The following is a 13,497-nucleotide window of genomic DNA, read 5'->3' as shown; positions in this document are numbered from 1 at the left end:
CGGCCCGGACGTCGCACGGTGGCGCCCCTGACCGTGGCGTGTGGATCAGCCGGGGGATGCGCCGGTGTGCGAGTGGGCGCCCCCTCGCGCGCCCCCTGGGTGGCTTGTCATCGCCCTTACCCCGGCCTTATTGTCACCAGGCCTTGGTGAACGGGAAATCCGGTGTGATGCCGGTGCGGCCCTCGCCACTGTGAATCGGGAAGTCCGGCTCCAGCCCTCACGGGCAGCCACTGGGTCCTTGTGACCCGGGAAGGCGGAGTCCGGGCGGTGGTACCCGTCAGCCAGGAGACCGGCCAAGGCGCGTCAACCATCCACGAGGTGCTGGAGAGGGTCTGCTGAGCCATGCACATTGCCGAGGGTTTCCTTCCTCCGGCGCACGCGGTCGCCTGGGGCGTCGCGTCGGCGCCGTTCGTCGTCCACGGGGTCCGGTCGCTCACCCGTGAAGTGCGCGAGCACCCCGAGAGCACTCTGCTCCTCGGTGCGTCCGGCGCCTTCACGTTCGTCCTGTCCGCCCTGAAACTGCCGTCCGTCACCGGCAGTTGCTCCCACCCCACCGGCACGGGCCTCGGAGCCATCCTGTTCCGGCCGCCCATCATGGCGGTGCTGGGCACCATCACCCTGCTGTTCCAGGCGCTGTTGCTCGCGCACGGCGGCCTGACCACGCTCGGCGCCAACGTCTTCTCCATGGCGATCGTCGGCCCCTGGGCCGGATACGCCGTCTACAAGCTGCTGCGGCGCTCCAACGCGCCGCTGATGGTGGCGGTGTTCTCCGGCGCGTTCGTCGCCGACCTGTCCACCTACTGCGTCACCAGCGTGCAGCTGGCGCTCGCGTTCCCCGACCCGGGCAGCGGATTCCTGGGCGCGCTCGGCAAGTTCGGTTCCATCTTCGCCGTCACGCAGATCCCGCTCGCGGTGAGCGAGGGTCTGCTGACCGTGCTCGTGATGCGGCTGCTGGTGCAGTCCAGCAAGGGCGAACTGACCCGGCTGGGTGTGCTCCTCGCCAAGAAGCAGACCCGGACCGAGACCGAGGTGGCGGCGCGATGAAGAGGAACACGAAGATCAACCTGGTGTTGCTGTTCCTCGTGGCCGCGCTCGCCGTGCTGCCCTTGGCGCTCGGTCTCGGCGACCACAAGAAGGAGCCGTTCACGGGCTCCGACGGCGAGGCCGAGACGGCGATCACCGAGCTGAAGCCGGACTACGAACCGTGGTTCTCACCGCTGTACGAACCGCCGTCCGGTGAGATCGAGTCGGCGTTGTTCTCCCTCCAGGCGGCTCTCGGTGCCGGGGTCCTCGCCTACTACTTCGGTCTGCGCCGGGGCCGCAGGCAGGGCGAGCAGCGGGCGCTGGAGCGGGAGGCCGACAGCGCGCTCGCCGGCGCCGCCGGGAAGTCCACCGCGGAACAGGACTGAGCCCGGGTGCTGCCGATCGACGCGGCGGCGCACAGCAGTCGCTGGCGCCGCCGCCATCCCGTGGACAAGGCCGTGCTCGGGCTCGGCCTCACCGTGCTCGCGATCTCGCTGCCGCCCTGGCCGGGCGCGGCCCTGGTGCTGCTGACCGCCCTGGTGGTGCTGCTGGGGCCGGCCGGTGTGCCCGGCCGTCGGCTGTGGCGGGCCTACCGGGTGCCGCTGGGCTTCTGCGTGACCGGCGCGGTCACGCTGCTCGTCCAGGTCGGCGGTCCGGGCGGTTTCGTCTCCCTCGCGGACGACGGGCCGCTCCGGGCCGGGGAGTTGCTGCTGCGCACCTCGGCGGCCTCCCTGGGCGTGCTGCTGTTCGCCTTCACCACACCCATGTCCGACCTGCTGCCCCGTCTGGTCCGGGCCGGGGTTCCCGCGCCGGTCGTCGACGTCGCGCTGGTGACGTACCGGATGAGCTTCCTGCTGCTGGACTCCATGCGGCGTATCCGGGAGGCCCAGGCGGCCCGGCTCGGGCACACCCACCGGGCCGCGGAGTGGCGTTCCCTGGCCGGCCTCGGCGCCACCGCGTTCGTCCGCGCCTTCGACCGGGCGACCCGGCTCCAGGCGGGACTCGCCGGGCGCGGCTACGACGGCACCCTGCGCGTCCTGGTGCCCGAGGCCCGGGTCTCCGTCCGCTTCACGGCGGTCAGTTGCGCGCTCCTCGCGGCGCTGGCCGTCCTCACCCTCGTACTGGAAAGGCCGCTGACATGAGCGAGCCCGCCCTCGTCGCCCTGCGGGGCGCGTCCTTCGCCTACGAGGACGGCCCGACCGTGCTCAGCGGGCTCGACTTCGACATCCGCGAAGGGCGCTCGCTGGCCCTGCTGGGCCGCAACGGCAGTGGCAAGACCACGCTGATGCGGCTGCTCTCCGGCGGGCTGAAGCCGCACGAGGGGCGGCTGACGGTCCAGGGGCAGCCGGTGTCGTACGACCGCAAGGGGCTGACCCGGCTGCGGACCACGGTGCAGCTGGTCGTGCAGGATCCGGACGACCAGCTGTTCGCGGCGTCCGTCGAGCAGGACGTGTCGTTCGGGCCGCTGAACCTCGGCCTCGACGACGCGCAGGTACGGGCGCGGGTGGCGGAGGCGCTCGCCGCCCTGGACATCACGGCCCTGGCCGACCGGCCCACCCATCTGCTCTCCTACGGGCAGCGCAAGCGCACCGCCATCGCGGGCGCGGTCGCCATGCGGCCGCGCGTCCTCGTCCTCGACGAGCCGACGGCCGGGCTCGACCCCGACGGCCAGGAGCGGCTCCTCACGACCCTCGACGGCCTCCGCGCCGCCGGCACCACGGTGGTGATGGCCACCCACGACGTCGACCTCGCTCTGCGCTGGGCCGACGACGCGGCGCTCCTCACCCCGTCCGGTGTCCGCACCGGTCCCGCGGCCGCGGCGCTGGCCCGCACCGACCTCCTGCGGGAGGCGGGGCTGCGCCTGCCGTGGGGCGCGGCTGCGGCGGAGCTCCTGCGCGCGCAGGGGTTGCTGGCCGAGGCGGAGCCCGGCCCGCGTACAGCGGACGAACTCGCCGCCCTGGTGGGCGGACGGCTGGGGGCGTCCGGAGGGTGAGGGCGCCGGCGCGTGCGTGACGCCGGCGGTCGCCCGAAACCTGCTGGTCCTGCGTCGCGGCGTCGCACTACGGTGTCGAGGTGGATCTCTTCTCTCACACCTGGACGGCCTTGCGCGCGGCGGTGGCGGAGCTCTCCGACGAGGACTTCGGGCGGCCGTCCGGCTGTACGGGCTGGCTGGTACGGGACCTGGTGTGTCATCTGATCGTCGATGCCCAGGACGTCCTGATCACGCTGGCCACCCCGTCCGACCGGGAACCGACGCGGGACGCGCTGACCTACTGGGACGTCTCCGCCGCCCCGCCGACCGGTGACGACCCGCTCGACGCGCTGACCGTCCGGCTGGCCGCCGCGTACGAGGATCCGAGCCTGCTGAAGTTCCATCTGGACGACGTCGGCTCGGCGGCGGGCCGCGCGGCCCTGCTCGCGGACCCGGCCGGGCGGGTCGGCACCCGTGACGAGATCCTCACCGTGGGCGACTTCCTCTCCACGTACGTCATGGAGTGGACGCTGCACCACCTCGACCTGATCGCCTGCCTCCCGGACGCGGAGCAGCCGCCCGCGGAGGGTCTCGTCCGGTCGCGGGAGATGCTGGAGCAGATCGCGGGGAGCCCGTTCCCGTCCGCCTTCCACGACGTGGACGCCCTGCTGGTCGGCACCGGGCGGCGGCAGCCGACGGAGGAGGAGCAGGCGCGGCTGGGCGAGCTGGCCTCGAAGGTGCCGCTCTACCTGGGCTGATTTCCGTGTCGTCGCCGCGTCGCCCGTCGGCCCGCCGTCGAATCCCTCCGGCCGAGGTGGGAGCATGGTCGGCATGGACATCCGTGGCAGGAACAACGTCAACGTCGTGGGCCCCGACGACGCGCCCGTGCTGGTCCTGGCACACGGGTTCGGGTGCGACCAGAACATGTGGCGGCTGGTGGTGCCGGAGCTCTCGCGGCGCTATCGGGTGGTGCTCTTCGACTACGTCGGTTCCGGCGGCTCGGACCTCGCGGCCTGGAGCGAGGAGCGGTACGCGTCGCTCCAGGGCTATGCCGCCGACGTCGTCGACGTCTGCGAGGAGCTGGACCTGCGGCAGGCGGTGTTCGTGGGGCACTCGGTGAGTGCCATGGTCGGGGTGCTGGCGGCGCAGGCGGCGCCGGAGCGGATCGGGGCGCTCGTGATGGTGACGCCCTCGCCGTGCTACATCGACGACGAGGGGTACCGCGGCGGCTTCAGCACGGAGGACATCGACGAGCTGCTCTCCTCCCTGGAGGCGAACTACCTGGGCTGGTCGTCCGCGATGGCCCCGGTGATCATGGGCAACCCGGAGCGGCCGGAGCTGGGCCAGGAGCTGACCAACAGCTTCTGCGCCACCGACCCCGACATCGCCCGCGTCTTCGCCCGTACGACGTTCCTCACCGACAGCCGCGACGACCTGAAGGGCGTCTCCGTGCCGACCCTCGTCCTGGAGTGCGAGCAGGACGCCATCGCGCCCCGCGAGGTCGGCGCCTACGTGCACGCGGCGATCCCCGCTTCCCGGCTGGTCACGCTCGACGCCACCGGGCACTGCCCGCAGCTCAGCGCGCCGCAGGCCACCACGGGGGCGATCCTCGATTTTCTGGAGTCCCTGCAGTGATGTGCCGTACGGGCGGCGGCGTGCCGGAGCCCACCGGGACCGGGGGCGAGGCGAGCACGGACGCGGCGTTCACCGCGCTGCTGGAGGACAGCGCGGACGACCTGTACGAGTCCGCGCCCTGCGGCTACCTGTCCACGATGATGGACGGCACCATCGCCAAGATCAACAACACCCTCCTGGACTGGCTCGGGCTGGACCGTGAGGCGGTGGCGGGCCGCAAACGCTTCGCGGACCTGCTCAGCATCGGCGGGAAGCTGTACCACGAGACGCACTTCGCTCCCCTGCTGCGCATGCAGGGGGAGCTCAGGGGCATCGCCCTGGACATGCGACGCCAGGAGGGTGGCCCGCTGCCGGTGCTGGTCTCCGCGGTGATCAAGCACGGCAGCGAGGGCGAGCCCCTGCTGATCCGGATCACCGTCTTCGACGCCTCGGACCGCCGCTCCTACGAGAAGGAGCTCCTGCGCCGCCGCGAGGAGGCCGAGCGGGCCCGCGCCGAAGCGGAGCGTGCCCACGCCGAGGCGGACGAGGCCCGGCGGCAGGCCGAGGCGGACCGGGCCAGGCTGGCCGACGCGCTCGCCGTCCTGCAGCGTTCCCTCGTGCCGGACTCGCTGCCCGCCGTGCCGGGCCTGGAGTCGGCCGTCCACTACCACACGGCGGCGCCGGACCAGCTCGGCGGCGACTTCTACGACCTGTTCCCCGTGGCGGGGGACCGGTGGGCGTTCTTCCTCGGGGACGTGTGCGGAAAGGGCCCGGAGGCCGCCTCCCTCACCTCGCTGACCCGCTACACCCTGCGCGCCGCGGCCCACCACGACCCGGATCCGGCCTCGGCGCTGAGCACGCTGAACGCCGTGCTGCACGAGCGGTACACGGGCGACGGCAATCCCCGGTACTGCACCTGCATCTTCGGGATCGTCGAGCCGGGCGGCGAGCACGGGCCGACGACCGTGCGCCTCGCCTCCGGTGGTCACCCGCCCGCGCTCGTGCTGCGGTCCGACGGCCGCGCCGAGTTCCTGCCCACCCCCGGCGGGCTGCTCATCGGCGTCGTCCCCGGCGCGCCGATCGGCACCGCCGAGACCGTCCTGGCGCCCGGTGACACGGTCGTGCTGTACACCGACGGCCTCACCGAGGCTCGGACCGGCCCCGGCCGCGACGACCTGTACGGCGAGGACGCCCTGCACGCCTTCGCCGCCGACCACGCCCCCGCCTCACCGCACGAAGTGATCACCGCCCTCACCGGGCTGCTGGAGAGCTTCGGCGACGGCCTCGACGACGACACCGCCCTGCTGGCGCTCGGCGTTCCCGCCACCCCCTCCCTCATAGACCCCGCGACGAACCACACCTCATGAACCCGCTCAGCATCAGTCAGCGCGACAGCGCGACCGGGCCCGTGCTGCACGTGGCCGGCGACCTCGACTTCGACCAGGCCCCCGTCCTGCGCGGCCGGCTCGACCAACTCCCCCTGTCACCGGGGCAGTGTCTGGTCCTCGAACTGTCCGGCCTCGCCTGCTGCGACTCCTCGGGCATCACCGCCCTGCTCGCCGCCCGCCAGCACGCCCTGGCCGCCGACGCCGACATCGTCCTGGCCGCCGTACCGGCGAACCTGCTGCGCGTCCTCACCCTCGTCGGCCTCGACCAGGTCTTCACGCTGCGCCCGGACTCCAGCGCCGCGTCATGACCCGTCCTCGGCCCCGGCCCGGACGAAGACCGGCTTGAGGTGCTTCTCCGGCAGCGCGGCCGGCAGGTCCTCCCAGTCGATGACGTGGGAGACGACCTTCCCGGGGTCGACCCCTCCCGAGGCGGCGAGCGCGAGGGCGTCGGGGATAGGCGCAGGGCGCCGTCCGAGGTGAGTCCGGCGGCGGACACGACGCCTCACCCCGCAGGACCTCTCCGACCTCGCCTGACGCACCGGCAGGGGCGCCTTCACCTCCCCTTCCGGTGCGCGCCACCGTCCCACCCCGAATCCGCCCGCCGCGCCCCGGGGCGCTCCCCGCTCACCACCCTCCGGCCGGAAAAGGCTTGGACGCCGTGGCCGGCATCGCGGGACACTTCCGGACTCGACCCGAAACCTCACACATCCGTTGCGGCGATGGCCCCTGCCCGCACGCGCGGCGTGGCGGGCGGCCACAGGACGACACAGGGGTGGGATGGAAACGCCGGAAACGCCGGAAACGCACAAGTATTACCGGGCAGGCGCTCGGTACTTCTCGCACTTCGCTATTACGGAAGGGAGTTGTCCCGGCTGCGCCGGTGGACGGCGCCCGCGATGCTGCTCTCGGCGCTGGGCAACATCGGAATCAACTACGTCGCGCCGCTGATCGTCGCCAAGCTCGTCGGCGACATCGCGGGGAACAAGGACGTCGCGGTCGGCGCGATGCTGCCGTACGTGCTCGCCTTCGCAGGCGTCCTGCTGGTCGCGGAGGCGCTGTGGCGCGTCGCCCTGCACTGCCTCAACCGCCTCGACGCCCTGGGCATCGAGCACCTGTACGTGGTCGGCATGGACGAACTGTTCGCCAAGGACGCCACGTTCTTCCACGACAACTTCGCCGGTTCGCTGACCAAGCGGGTCCTCAGCTTCGCCTCGCGTTTCGAGCAGTTCGTCGACACGCTGACGTTCCAGATCGTTGGGAGCTTCGTGCCGCTGACGTTCGGCGCGGTGGTGCTGTGGCGCTACGAACCGCTGCTCGTCGTCGGTCTCCTGGTGATGATCACGCTGACGGCGGCACTGGTCGTGCCGCTCATCCGGCGCCGCCAGGCGCTCGTCGACCAGCGTGAGGAGGCGATCGCCCGGGTGTCGGGCCATGTCGCAGACAGCCTGATGAACATGGACACGGTGCGGGCGTTCGCCGCCGAGGAGCGCGAGGCCGCCGAACACCGGTCCCGGGTGGCGAGGTCGCGCCGGCTCACCATGCGGTCGTGGGACTACGGCAATCTGCGCATCGACACGCTCGTCGCACCGATGTCCGTCCTGACCAGTGCGATGGGCCTGCTGCTCGCGGTGACGCTGGGCGGCGGAGCGCACGGGGTGGAGGCGATCGTGGTCGCCTTCGCCTACTACAACAACGCGACTCGGATCATGTTCGAGTTCAACCAGATATACCGCAGGCTGGAGAGCTCGATGACGGAGGCCGCGCAGTTCACCGAACTGCTCCTGGTGCCGCCGACCGTGCTCGACCCTCCCTCCCCGGAGCCGCTGCGGTCCCGGGCCGCCGACATCCGCTTCGAGAAGGTGACCTTCGCCCACCGGGGCGGCCGGCCGCTCTTCGAGGGACTCGACCTGGCCGTGCCGAGCGGGGCGAAGATCGGTCTCGTGGGCCGGTCCGGCGGCGGCAAGACCTCCCTCACCCGGCTGCTGCTGCGGATGACCGACATCGACGGCGGCCGCATCCTGATCGGCGGCCAGGACATCAGCCGGGTGCGCCAGGCGGACCTGCGCGGGCGGATCGCGTACGTGCCGCAGGATCCGGCGATGTTCCACCGCACCCTGCGGGACAACATCGCTTTCGCCCGGCCGGACGCCTCCGACGCCGAGATCCGCCGGGCGGCCGAGGCGGCCCATGTCACCGAGTTCGCCGCGGCGTTGCCGGACGGCTTCGACACCATGGTGGGCGAGCGGGGCGTCAAGTTGTCCGGCGGTCAGCGCCAGCGGGTCGCTCTGGCCCGGGCGATCCTGCGGGACGCGCCGATCCTGCTGCTCGACGAGGCCACCAGCGCCCTGGACTCCGAGAGCGAACTGCTGGTCCAAGAGGCGCTGTGGCGGCTCATGGACGGGCGGACCGCACTGGTGGTGGCGCACCGGCTGAGCACGGTCGCCGGCATGGACCAGCTCGTCGTCCTCGACCGCGGCCGGATCGTCGAGCAGGGCACCCATCAGGAGCTGCTCGCGGTCGAGGGGGCGTACGCGAAGCTGTGGCAGCACCAGTCGGGCGGCTTCCTCGACGACACCCCCGGGCGGGCCGAGGTGCTGTAGCACGGGCTCGCTACCTCCGCGGGAGAGCCCGCGCCCGGGCCGCCAGGGCCTCCAGCAGGAGGTCCACCGCCTGTTCGAAGGAGCTGTCCGCCATCGCGGGCAGCTCCTGTCGTACCGCGGTCAGGGACGGGTGGGTCACCGGATCGAGGTCCTGGTAGACGTCCCGCCACGACCGGCGGTCGGCCTCGCGCTGCTGCGGGGGAAGCGCGTGGAACGCCGCTTCCGTGGCGGCGTGGCTGAGCACGGTGTCGATGAAGGTGAGGTAGAGCCGTGCGGCGTCGGCCGCCGGGAAGCCCGCGGTGAGCATCAGGCCGATCCCCGTCTCGACGGCGCGGATCTCGTTCCGGCGCCGGGTCACGCGGTGGGCGGCCATGGCGGCCGCCCGGGGATGGGCGAGGTATCCCGCGCGGACCCGCAGGGCCATCTCGCGCAGCGAGGCCACCCAGTCGTCCCCGGGGGTGAAGCCGGCCATGGCGTCGCCGATGATCCGGTCGGCGATGGCCAGCACCAGGTCGTCGGTGCCGTGGAAGTAGCGGTACAGCGCCGTGGGGTCGCAGCCCAGGGCCGCACCGAGCCGGCGCACGCTCAGCGCCTCGGGTCCGTGCTCCCCGATGAGCCGCAACGCGGTCTGAACGATCAGGTCCTCCGACAGCAGGACCCCCGAACGGGTCGGTCTCCGGCGCCGGCGTTCCTGCGGAACACGGGTGGTCATGACCGGGACTCCTCTCCTCGCACCGCGGTCTTCTCGCGCGCCGGCGGCCTCTCGCCGACCGGAGCCTTGTCGCGTAACGCAGTGAACGGCCCCCGTCGCCTTACGTCAACAGGGTTGACCCAATATGGCCCCCGGCTGTTCCATCACAGTCCCGCGCGGCTCTTCCCACCCGTCCCCCGAGGAGCCAGTCATGTCGTCCGCACCGCCTCCGCCACGCCCCGCGCTGCGCCGTTCCCTCGGCGTCGTCGACGGCGTCGCCATCGCCGCGTCCAGCACCGCGGCCACCACCAGCATCGCCATCGGCATGGGCACGATCGCGACCGTCGTGGGCCTGCAGGCCCCGGCGCTCCTGCTGCTGGCGTTCCTTCCGGTGCTGGGCATCGCCCTCGCCTACGCCCGCCTCAACCGCTCCGAACCCAACTGCGGCAACGGCTACACCTGGGTCGGCAGATCCCTCGGACCCTGGCCGGGCTTCCTCACCGGCTGGGTGACCCTGGTCGGCTCGGTCATCTTCTGCGCCTACACCAGCGCGATCATGGGCTCGGTCGTGCTGGCCTTCGCCGGCAAGGCCGGTCTGCACAGCCTGGCCGGTGTCGCCCTCGATCCGACGTCCACCGGCGTCTGCACGGCGGTCGGGCTGGTGATCCTGCTCGCCCTCACCGTCCTGGCCGTCACCGGCGTCCGGAGCGCGACGCGGTTCCAGTTCGCCCTGCTGGTCTTCGAGTACGCGGTGCTGCTCGGGTTCTGCGGCTGGGCCCTGGTCACCGGCGACCACGCGGTGTCGCTGTCCTGGTTCAACCCGTTCGAGATCTCCAGCGGCACCGCCTTCGCCCAGGGCATGGTCCTCGCGGTGTTCTTCTTCTGGGGCTGGGACGCGGCGTTCAGCGTCACCGAGGAGACGAAGGACCCGGGTGACTCGGCCCGGGGCGGACTCATCGCCCTGTTCGCGATGCTCGGCCTGTTCCTCTTCGCCTCGGTCGCCTTCCAGCGGGAGATGAGCCTGGCCGAACTGGTCCGCAACGGCCCGCAGGCCCTCCCCTATCTGGGGGAGAAGCTGGCCGCCGAGCCCTGGGCCACCCTGCCGCTCATCGCCCTGATGTTCTCCGCCGTCGCCTCCGTGCAGGCCACCCTGATCCCCACCGCACGCGGCCTGCTCGCCATGGGGCGGGACCGCACCATGGGCCCGCTGTGGACCCGGGTCCACCCGCGCTTCGGCACTCCGGCCGCCGGGACGGTCGTCGTGATGTCCGTCGCCGCCGTGATCGCCGTGCTCGCCTTCGCGATCCCCAAGCTGAGCGACATGCTGCTGGCCGCCGTCAACGCCATCGGCCTGATCGTGGCCCTCTACTACGGCCTCACCGCGCTCGCCTGTGCCGTGCGGTTCCGTGCGGCGCTGCACGAGGGACCGCGCGAGGCACTGCTTGCCGTCGCCGTGCCCGCCCTGTCCGGGCTGGTGCTGCTGGGCCTCGGCGGCTACCTCGGATACTCGTACCTCACCATGAGCGATCACTTCGAACTGAGCCCGGCCAACGGCTGGTTCATGTTCTCGCTGCCCGCCGCGATCGTGCTCGCCGGCCTCGGCATGGCCGCCGTCGCCAAGTACGTCCGGCGCTCGCCCTACTTCACGACCGGGCGCGGCACCGACGCCGAAGCCCTGACCCTGCCGATGGACCGCACGGCGGTCTGACCCTCCATGGAGTTCACCCCCATGTCACACCTCCCTGCCCCGGGACCCGCCGACCTCGTCCTGACCGGCGGTCCTGTGCACACCGTCGACCCTGCCCGCAGCCGCGCCACCTCGGTGGCCGTACGCGGCGGGCGGATCGTCGCCGTCGGGCACGACGAGGTGCGCGAGCTGATCGGGCCGCGCACCGAGGTCGTCGACCTCGCCGGGAAGCTGCTGCTGCCGGGCTTCCAGGACGCCCACGTCCATCCGATGGGCGCGGGCCTCGAACTGGGCCTGTGCCACCTGGGCGACACCGCCGACGCGGGCGCGTACCTGCGCAGGATCGGGGCGTACGCCGCCGAGCATCCGGACGTCGAGTGGATCACCGGCGGCGGCTGGTCCCTGGAGGCGTTCCCCGGCGGCTCCCCCACGGCCGCCGCCCTCGACGCGATCGTCCCGGACCGCCCCGTCTTCCTGCCCAACCGCGACCACCACGGCGCCTGGGTCAACAGCCGCGCCCTGGAGCGTGCGGGCATCGACGCCCGGACCCCCGACCCCGCCGACGGCCGGATCGAGCGGGACGCCGCGGGCAACCCCACCGGGATGCTCCAGGAGGGCGCGGTCCACCTGGTCGGCAAGCTGGTGCCGGACCCCACGCCGGAGGAGCAGCTCGCCGGTCTGCTGCGCGCCCAGGCCGTGCTGCACTCCCACGGCGTCACCGCCTGGCAGGACGCCATCGTCGGCACCTACGCCAACCTGACCGACCCGGCTCCGGCCTATCTGACGGCGCTGGACCGGGGCCTGCTCACCGCGCGGGTCGTCGGCGCCCTGTGGTGGGACCGCGAGCGTGGCGCCGAGCAGATCACCGAACTCGTGGCCAGGAGGGAGGAGTTGAGCCGGGACCGGTTCCGCGCCGGGACGGTGAAGATCATGCAGGACGGCATCGCCGAGAACCACACCGCCGCCATGCTGTCCCCCTATCTGACCGGCTGCGGCTGTACCTCGGACAACAGCGGCATCAGCTTCGTCGAGCCGGGCGAGCTGCGGAAGTACGTCACCGAGCTGGACGCCTCCGGCTTCCAGGTCCACTTCCACGCGCTCGGCGACCGCGCGGTGCGTGAGGCGCTCGACGCCGTGGAGTCCGCCCGGGCCGCCAACGGCAACCGCGACACACGGCACCACCTGGCACACCTCCAGGTCGTCCACCCCGGCGACCTGCCGCGCTTCCGCGCGCTGGGTGCGAGCGCCAACCTGCAGATGCTGTGGGCCGCCCACGAACCGCAGATGGACGAACTGACCCTGCCGTTCCTGGGGGCGGAACGCGGCGCCCGGCAGTACCCCTTCGGCGATCTGCTGCGGGCCGGGGCGACCCTCGCGGCCGGCAGCGACTGGCCCGTCAGCAGCCCCGACCCGCTCCAGGCCATCCATGTCGCCGTCAACCGCGTCTCTCCCGACGCCCCACAGGGCACGCCGGCCTTCTTCCCGGAACAGCGCCTCGACCTGGGCACCGCCATCGCCGCCCACACGGCGGGCAGCGCCCATGCGAACCACCTCGACGGCATCACCGGCAGCATCGCCGTGGGCAAGTCGGCCGACCTGGTCGTCCTCGACCGCGACCCGTTCGCAGGTCCACCCGAGGAGATCGCCGCGACCCGGGTCCTGGAGACCTTCGTCGAGGGGCGGCGGGTCCACACCGCTGCCTGAGGCGTGTACCGATGCTCCGGGGTCCGGATGTCACGGAGGGGGATGAAGCGCCGTGTCGTCGAGGGACGGAGCCATGCCGGTCCGTGGTGTGGATACGGCTCGCCGTCGTGACGCTCGGCGTCGGAGTGGCGTCGGCCCGCGAGATCGGCGGGGCCTGGAGCGGGAGAGGGAGTACCGCGGCACCTCGGCCTGCGCCGCGGTTCCCCTCAAGGCGTCGGGGTGCGTGTGGGAACAGGAGTTCACCGTACGGAGCGCCACCATGAACCGCCGGACGCGGGGCGAGGCCCCGGAGGCGAAGCCGGTGCTGCCGTCGGGCAAGCCGTGGGAGGTCACGTTCCGGCGGACCGAGCCGGTGATGTCGAGATGGAGCCGGGCGAGAGGGTCGTCGGTGTGATCTGGCACGGCCGGGTCGTCGAGGTACGGGACGTCGAGGGCCGGCGGCAGCAGACGTCCGACAGCCCGGTGGGCTGGCCCGAGGACCGTCCGGGCGGCGCGCCGGACTGCGTGTCGTTCGGCCTGGCGGCCATCGTGGGCGGGGTGTGGCCGCTCTTCGCGCGGGGCGACGAGCGTCGAGCGACGGCGGCGAAGAGGGTGCGGTGGCACGGCGTCGGCCTGGGCGCGACGGCGATCCTGACGCTCTGGGCGCAGGATGCCAACGACTGGCCGCTCTGGGCCGTTCCGGCGATCTGGGGGCCGCTCGCGCTGCTCATCCTGGCGTCCACGGCGGCTTTCGCCTTCGGCGCGCTGCGCGGCGAGCCGGACGATGACGCACCCGCCCCGCACCGGCCGGAGCCTCAGGCCTCGTGAGGCGTGACCGT

The 13,497-nt window shown here is 72.5% G+C and carries 14 protein-coding genes, 1 pseudogene and 1 riboswitch; of the genes and pseudogenes, 13 read left to right on the top strand and 2 right to left on the bottom strand.

The window, feature by feature from the left end; translation table 11 throughout:
* The first annotated feature begins 127 nt into the window (after nucleotides 1–127).
* A riboswitch (cobalamin riboswitch) is annotated at nucleotides 128–312 on the top strand.
* A gap of 30 nt (nucleotides 313–342) precedes the next feature.
* The 8 genes from BJ965_RS35725 (at nucleotide 343) to BJ965_RS35690 (ending at nucleotide 6,305) form a co-directional block, all read left to right on the top strand.
* Nucleotides 343–1,044, top strand: coding sequence for an energy-coupling factor ABC transporter permease (locus BJ965_RS35725; protein ID WP_184915128.1), 702 nt, complete (start codon nucleotides 343–345; stop codon nucleotides 1,042–1,044).
* Nucleotides 1,041–1,409, top strand: coding sequence for an energy-coupling factor ABC transporter substrate-binding protein (locus BJ965_RS35720; protein ID WP_184915125.1), 369 nt, complete (start codon nucleotides 1,041–1,043; stop codon nucleotides 1,407–1,409). The genes BJ965_RS35725 and BJ965_RS35720 overlap by 4 nt, the downstream gene beginning before the upstream one ends.
* A 6-nt stretch (nucleotides 1,410–1,415) precedes the next feature.
* Entirely contained in the window at nucleotides 1,416–2,165 is a 750-nt protein-coding gene (cbiQ, locus tag BJ965_RS35715; RefSeq protein WP_184915122.1) for a cobalt ECF transporter T component CbiQ, read from the top strand.
* Complete coding sequence (locus BJ965_RS35710) at nucleotides 2,162–3,016, top strand: energy-coupling factor ABC transporter ATP-binding protein (RefSeq protein WP_184915120.1); 855 nt, start codon at nucleotides 2,162–2,164, stop codon at nucleotides 3,014–3,016. The genes cbiQ and BJ965_RS35710 overlap by 4 nt, the downstream gene beginning before the upstream one ends.
* Before the next feature lie 80 nt (nucleotides 3,017–3,096).
* Nucleotides 3,097–3,753, top strand: a complete 657-nt coding sequence (locus tag BJ965_RS35705) for a maleylpyruvate isomerase N-terminal domain-containing protein (protein WP_184915104.1) — start codon at nucleotides 3,097–3,099, stop codon at nucleotides 3,751–3,753.
* Between the two features lie 73 nt (nucleotides 3,754–3,826).
* Nucleotides 3,827–4,630: an alpha/beta fold hydrolase gene (locus tag BJ965_RS35700; protein ID WP_184915101.1), complete on the top strand. Its 804-nt coding sequence runs from the start codon at nucleotides 3,827–3,829 to the stop codon at nucleotides 4,628–4,630.
* Complete coding sequence (locus BJ965_RS35695; RefSeq protein ID WP_184915098.1) at nucleotides 4,630–5,976, top strand: PP2C family protein-serine/threonine phosphatase; 1,347 nt, start codon at nucleotides 4,630–4,632, stop codon at nucleotides 5,974–5,976. Before BJ965_RS35700 ends, BJ965_RS35695 begins: the two co-directional genes overlap by 1 nt.
* The gene (locus BJ965_RS35690) at nucleotides 5,973–6,305 is read left to right on the top strand and encodes an STAS domain-containing protein (RefSeq protein WP_184915095.1); all 333 of its coding nucleotides are present in this window, start codon (nucleotides 5,973–5,975) and stop codon (nucleotides 6,303–6,305) included. Before BJ965_RS35695 ends, BJ965_RS35690 begins: the two co-directional genes overlap by 4 nt.
* On the opposite strand, the pseudogene BJ965_RS35685 reads toward BJ965_RS35690, so the two are convergent.
* Nucleotides 6,300–6,458: pseudogene (locus BJ965_RS35685) on the bottom strand (zinc-dependent alcohol dehydrogenase); the annotation flags it as partial. The gene BJ965_RS35690 and the pseudogene BJ965_RS35685 overlap by 6 nt on opposite strands.
* Before the next feature lie 435 nt (nucleotides 6,459–6,893).
* Here BJ965_RS35685 and BJ965_RS35680 point away from each other — a divergent pair.
* Nucleotides 6,894–8,597: an ABC transporter ATP-binding protein gene (locus BJ965_RS35680; protein ID WP_246548525.1), complete on the top strand. Its 1,704-nt coding sequence runs from the start codon at nucleotides 6,894–6,896 to the stop codon at nucleotides 8,595–8,597.
* 10 nt (nucleotides 8,598–8,607) lie between these two features.
* Here the strand turns inward: BJ965_RS35680 and BJ965_RS35675 are convergent, their stop codons facing one another.
* Nucleotides 8,608–9,309: a TetR/AcrR family transcriptional regulator gene (locus BJ965_RS35675; RefSeq protein WP_184915088.1), complete on the bottom strand. Its 702-nt coding sequence runs from the start codon at nucleotides 9,307–9,309 to the stop codon at nucleotides 8,608–8,610.
* A 190-nt stretch (nucleotides 9,310–9,499) separates the two neighbouring features.
* On the opposite strand from BJ965_RS35675, the gene BJ965_RS35670 reads away from it, so the two are divergent.
* The 4 genes from BJ965_RS35670 to BJ965_RS38790 all read left to right on the top strand — a co-directional run bounded on the left by BJ965_RS35670 (nucleotide 9,500) and on the right by BJ965_RS38790 (nucleotide 13,486).
* Nucleotides 9,500–10,996: an APC family permease gene (locus tag BJ965_RS35670; RefSeq protein ID WP_184915081.1), complete on the top strand. Its 1,497-nt coding sequence runs from the start codon at nucleotides 9,500–9,502 to the stop codon at nucleotides 10,994–10,996.
* Nucleotides 10,997–11,017: 21 nt separating this feature from the next.
* Complete coding sequence (locus BJ965_RS35665) at nucleotides 11,018–12,679, top strand: amidohydrolase (protein ID WP_246546175.1); 1,662 nt, start codon at nucleotides 11,018–11,020, stop codon at nucleotides 12,677–12,679.
* A 259-nt stretch (nucleotides 12,680–12,938) separates the two neighbouring features.
* Entirely contained in the window at nucleotides 12,939–13,073 is a 135-nt protein-coding gene (locus BJ965_RS40020) for a hypothetical protein (protein WP_281402957.1), read from the top strand.
* A complete protein-coding gene (locus BJ965_RS38790; RefSeq protein WP_221513293.1) occupies nucleotides 13,070–13,486 on the top strand; it encodes a hypothetical protein in 417 nt (138 codons plus the stop codon). The genes BJ965_RS40020 and BJ965_RS38790 overlap by 4 nt, the downstream gene beginning before the upstream one ends.
* Nucleotides 13,487–13,497: the final 11 nt, after the last annotated feature.

Source organism: Streptomyces luteogriseus (assembly GCF_014205055.1).
GTDB lineage: Bacteria > Actinomycetota > Actinomycetes > Streptomycetales > Streptomycetaceae > Streptomyces > Streptomyces luteogriseus.
The sequence above is the reverse complement of the archived record's forward strand: the minus strand, read 5'-3'. Positions and strand labels throughout refer to the sequence as shown.

Excerpts from the sequence above, each read along its gene's own strand:
- BJ965_RS35670 (WP_184915081.1), top strand. The coding sequence starts at position 9,500 with ATGTCGTCCGCACCGCCTCCGCCACGCCCCGCGCTGCGCCGTTCCCTC.
- BJ965_RS40020 (WP_281402957.1), top strand. The coding sequence starts at position 12,939 with ATGAACCGCCGGACGCGGGGCGAGGCCCCGGAGGCGAAGCCGGTGCTG.
- BJ965_RS35700 (WP_184915101.1), top strand. The coding sequence starts at position 3,827 with ATGGACATCCGTGGCAGGAACAACGTCAACGTCGTGGGCCCCGACGAC.
- BJ965_RS35720 (WP_184915125.1), top strand. The coding sequence starts at position 1,041 with ATGAAGAGGAACACGAAGATCAACCTGGTGTTGCTGTTCCTCGTGGCC.
- BJ965_RS35675 (WP_184915088.1), bottom strand. The coding sequence starts at position 9,309 with ATGACCACCCGTGTTCCGCAGGAACGCCGGCGCCGGAGACCGACCCGT.
- BJ965_RS35690 (WP_184915095.1), top strand. The coding sequence starts at position 5,973 with ATGAACCCGCTCAGCATCAGTCAGCGCGACAGCGCGACCGGGCCCGTG.
- BJ965_RS35695 (WP_184915098.1), top strand. The coding sequence starts at position 4,630 with ATGTGCCGTACGGGCGGCGGCGTGCCGGAGCCCACCGGGACCGGGGGC.
- BJ965_RS35680 (WP_246548525.1), top strand. The coding sequence starts at position 6,894 with ATGCTGCTCTCGGCGCTGGGCAACATCGGAATCAACTACGTCGCGCCG.
- BJ965_RS35665 (WP_246546175.1), top strand. The coding sequence starts at position 11,018 with ATGTCACACCTCCCTGCCCCGGGACCCGCCGACCTCGTCCTGACCGGC.
- BJ965_RS35710 (WP_184915120.1), top strand. The coding sequence starts at position 2,162 with ATGAGCGAGCCCGCCCTCGTCGCCCTGCGGGGCGCGTCCTTCGCCTAC.
- BJ965_RS35725 (WP_184915128.1), top strand. The coding sequence starts at position 343 with ATGCACATTGCCGAGGGTTTCCTTCCTCCGGCGCACGCGGTCGCCTGG.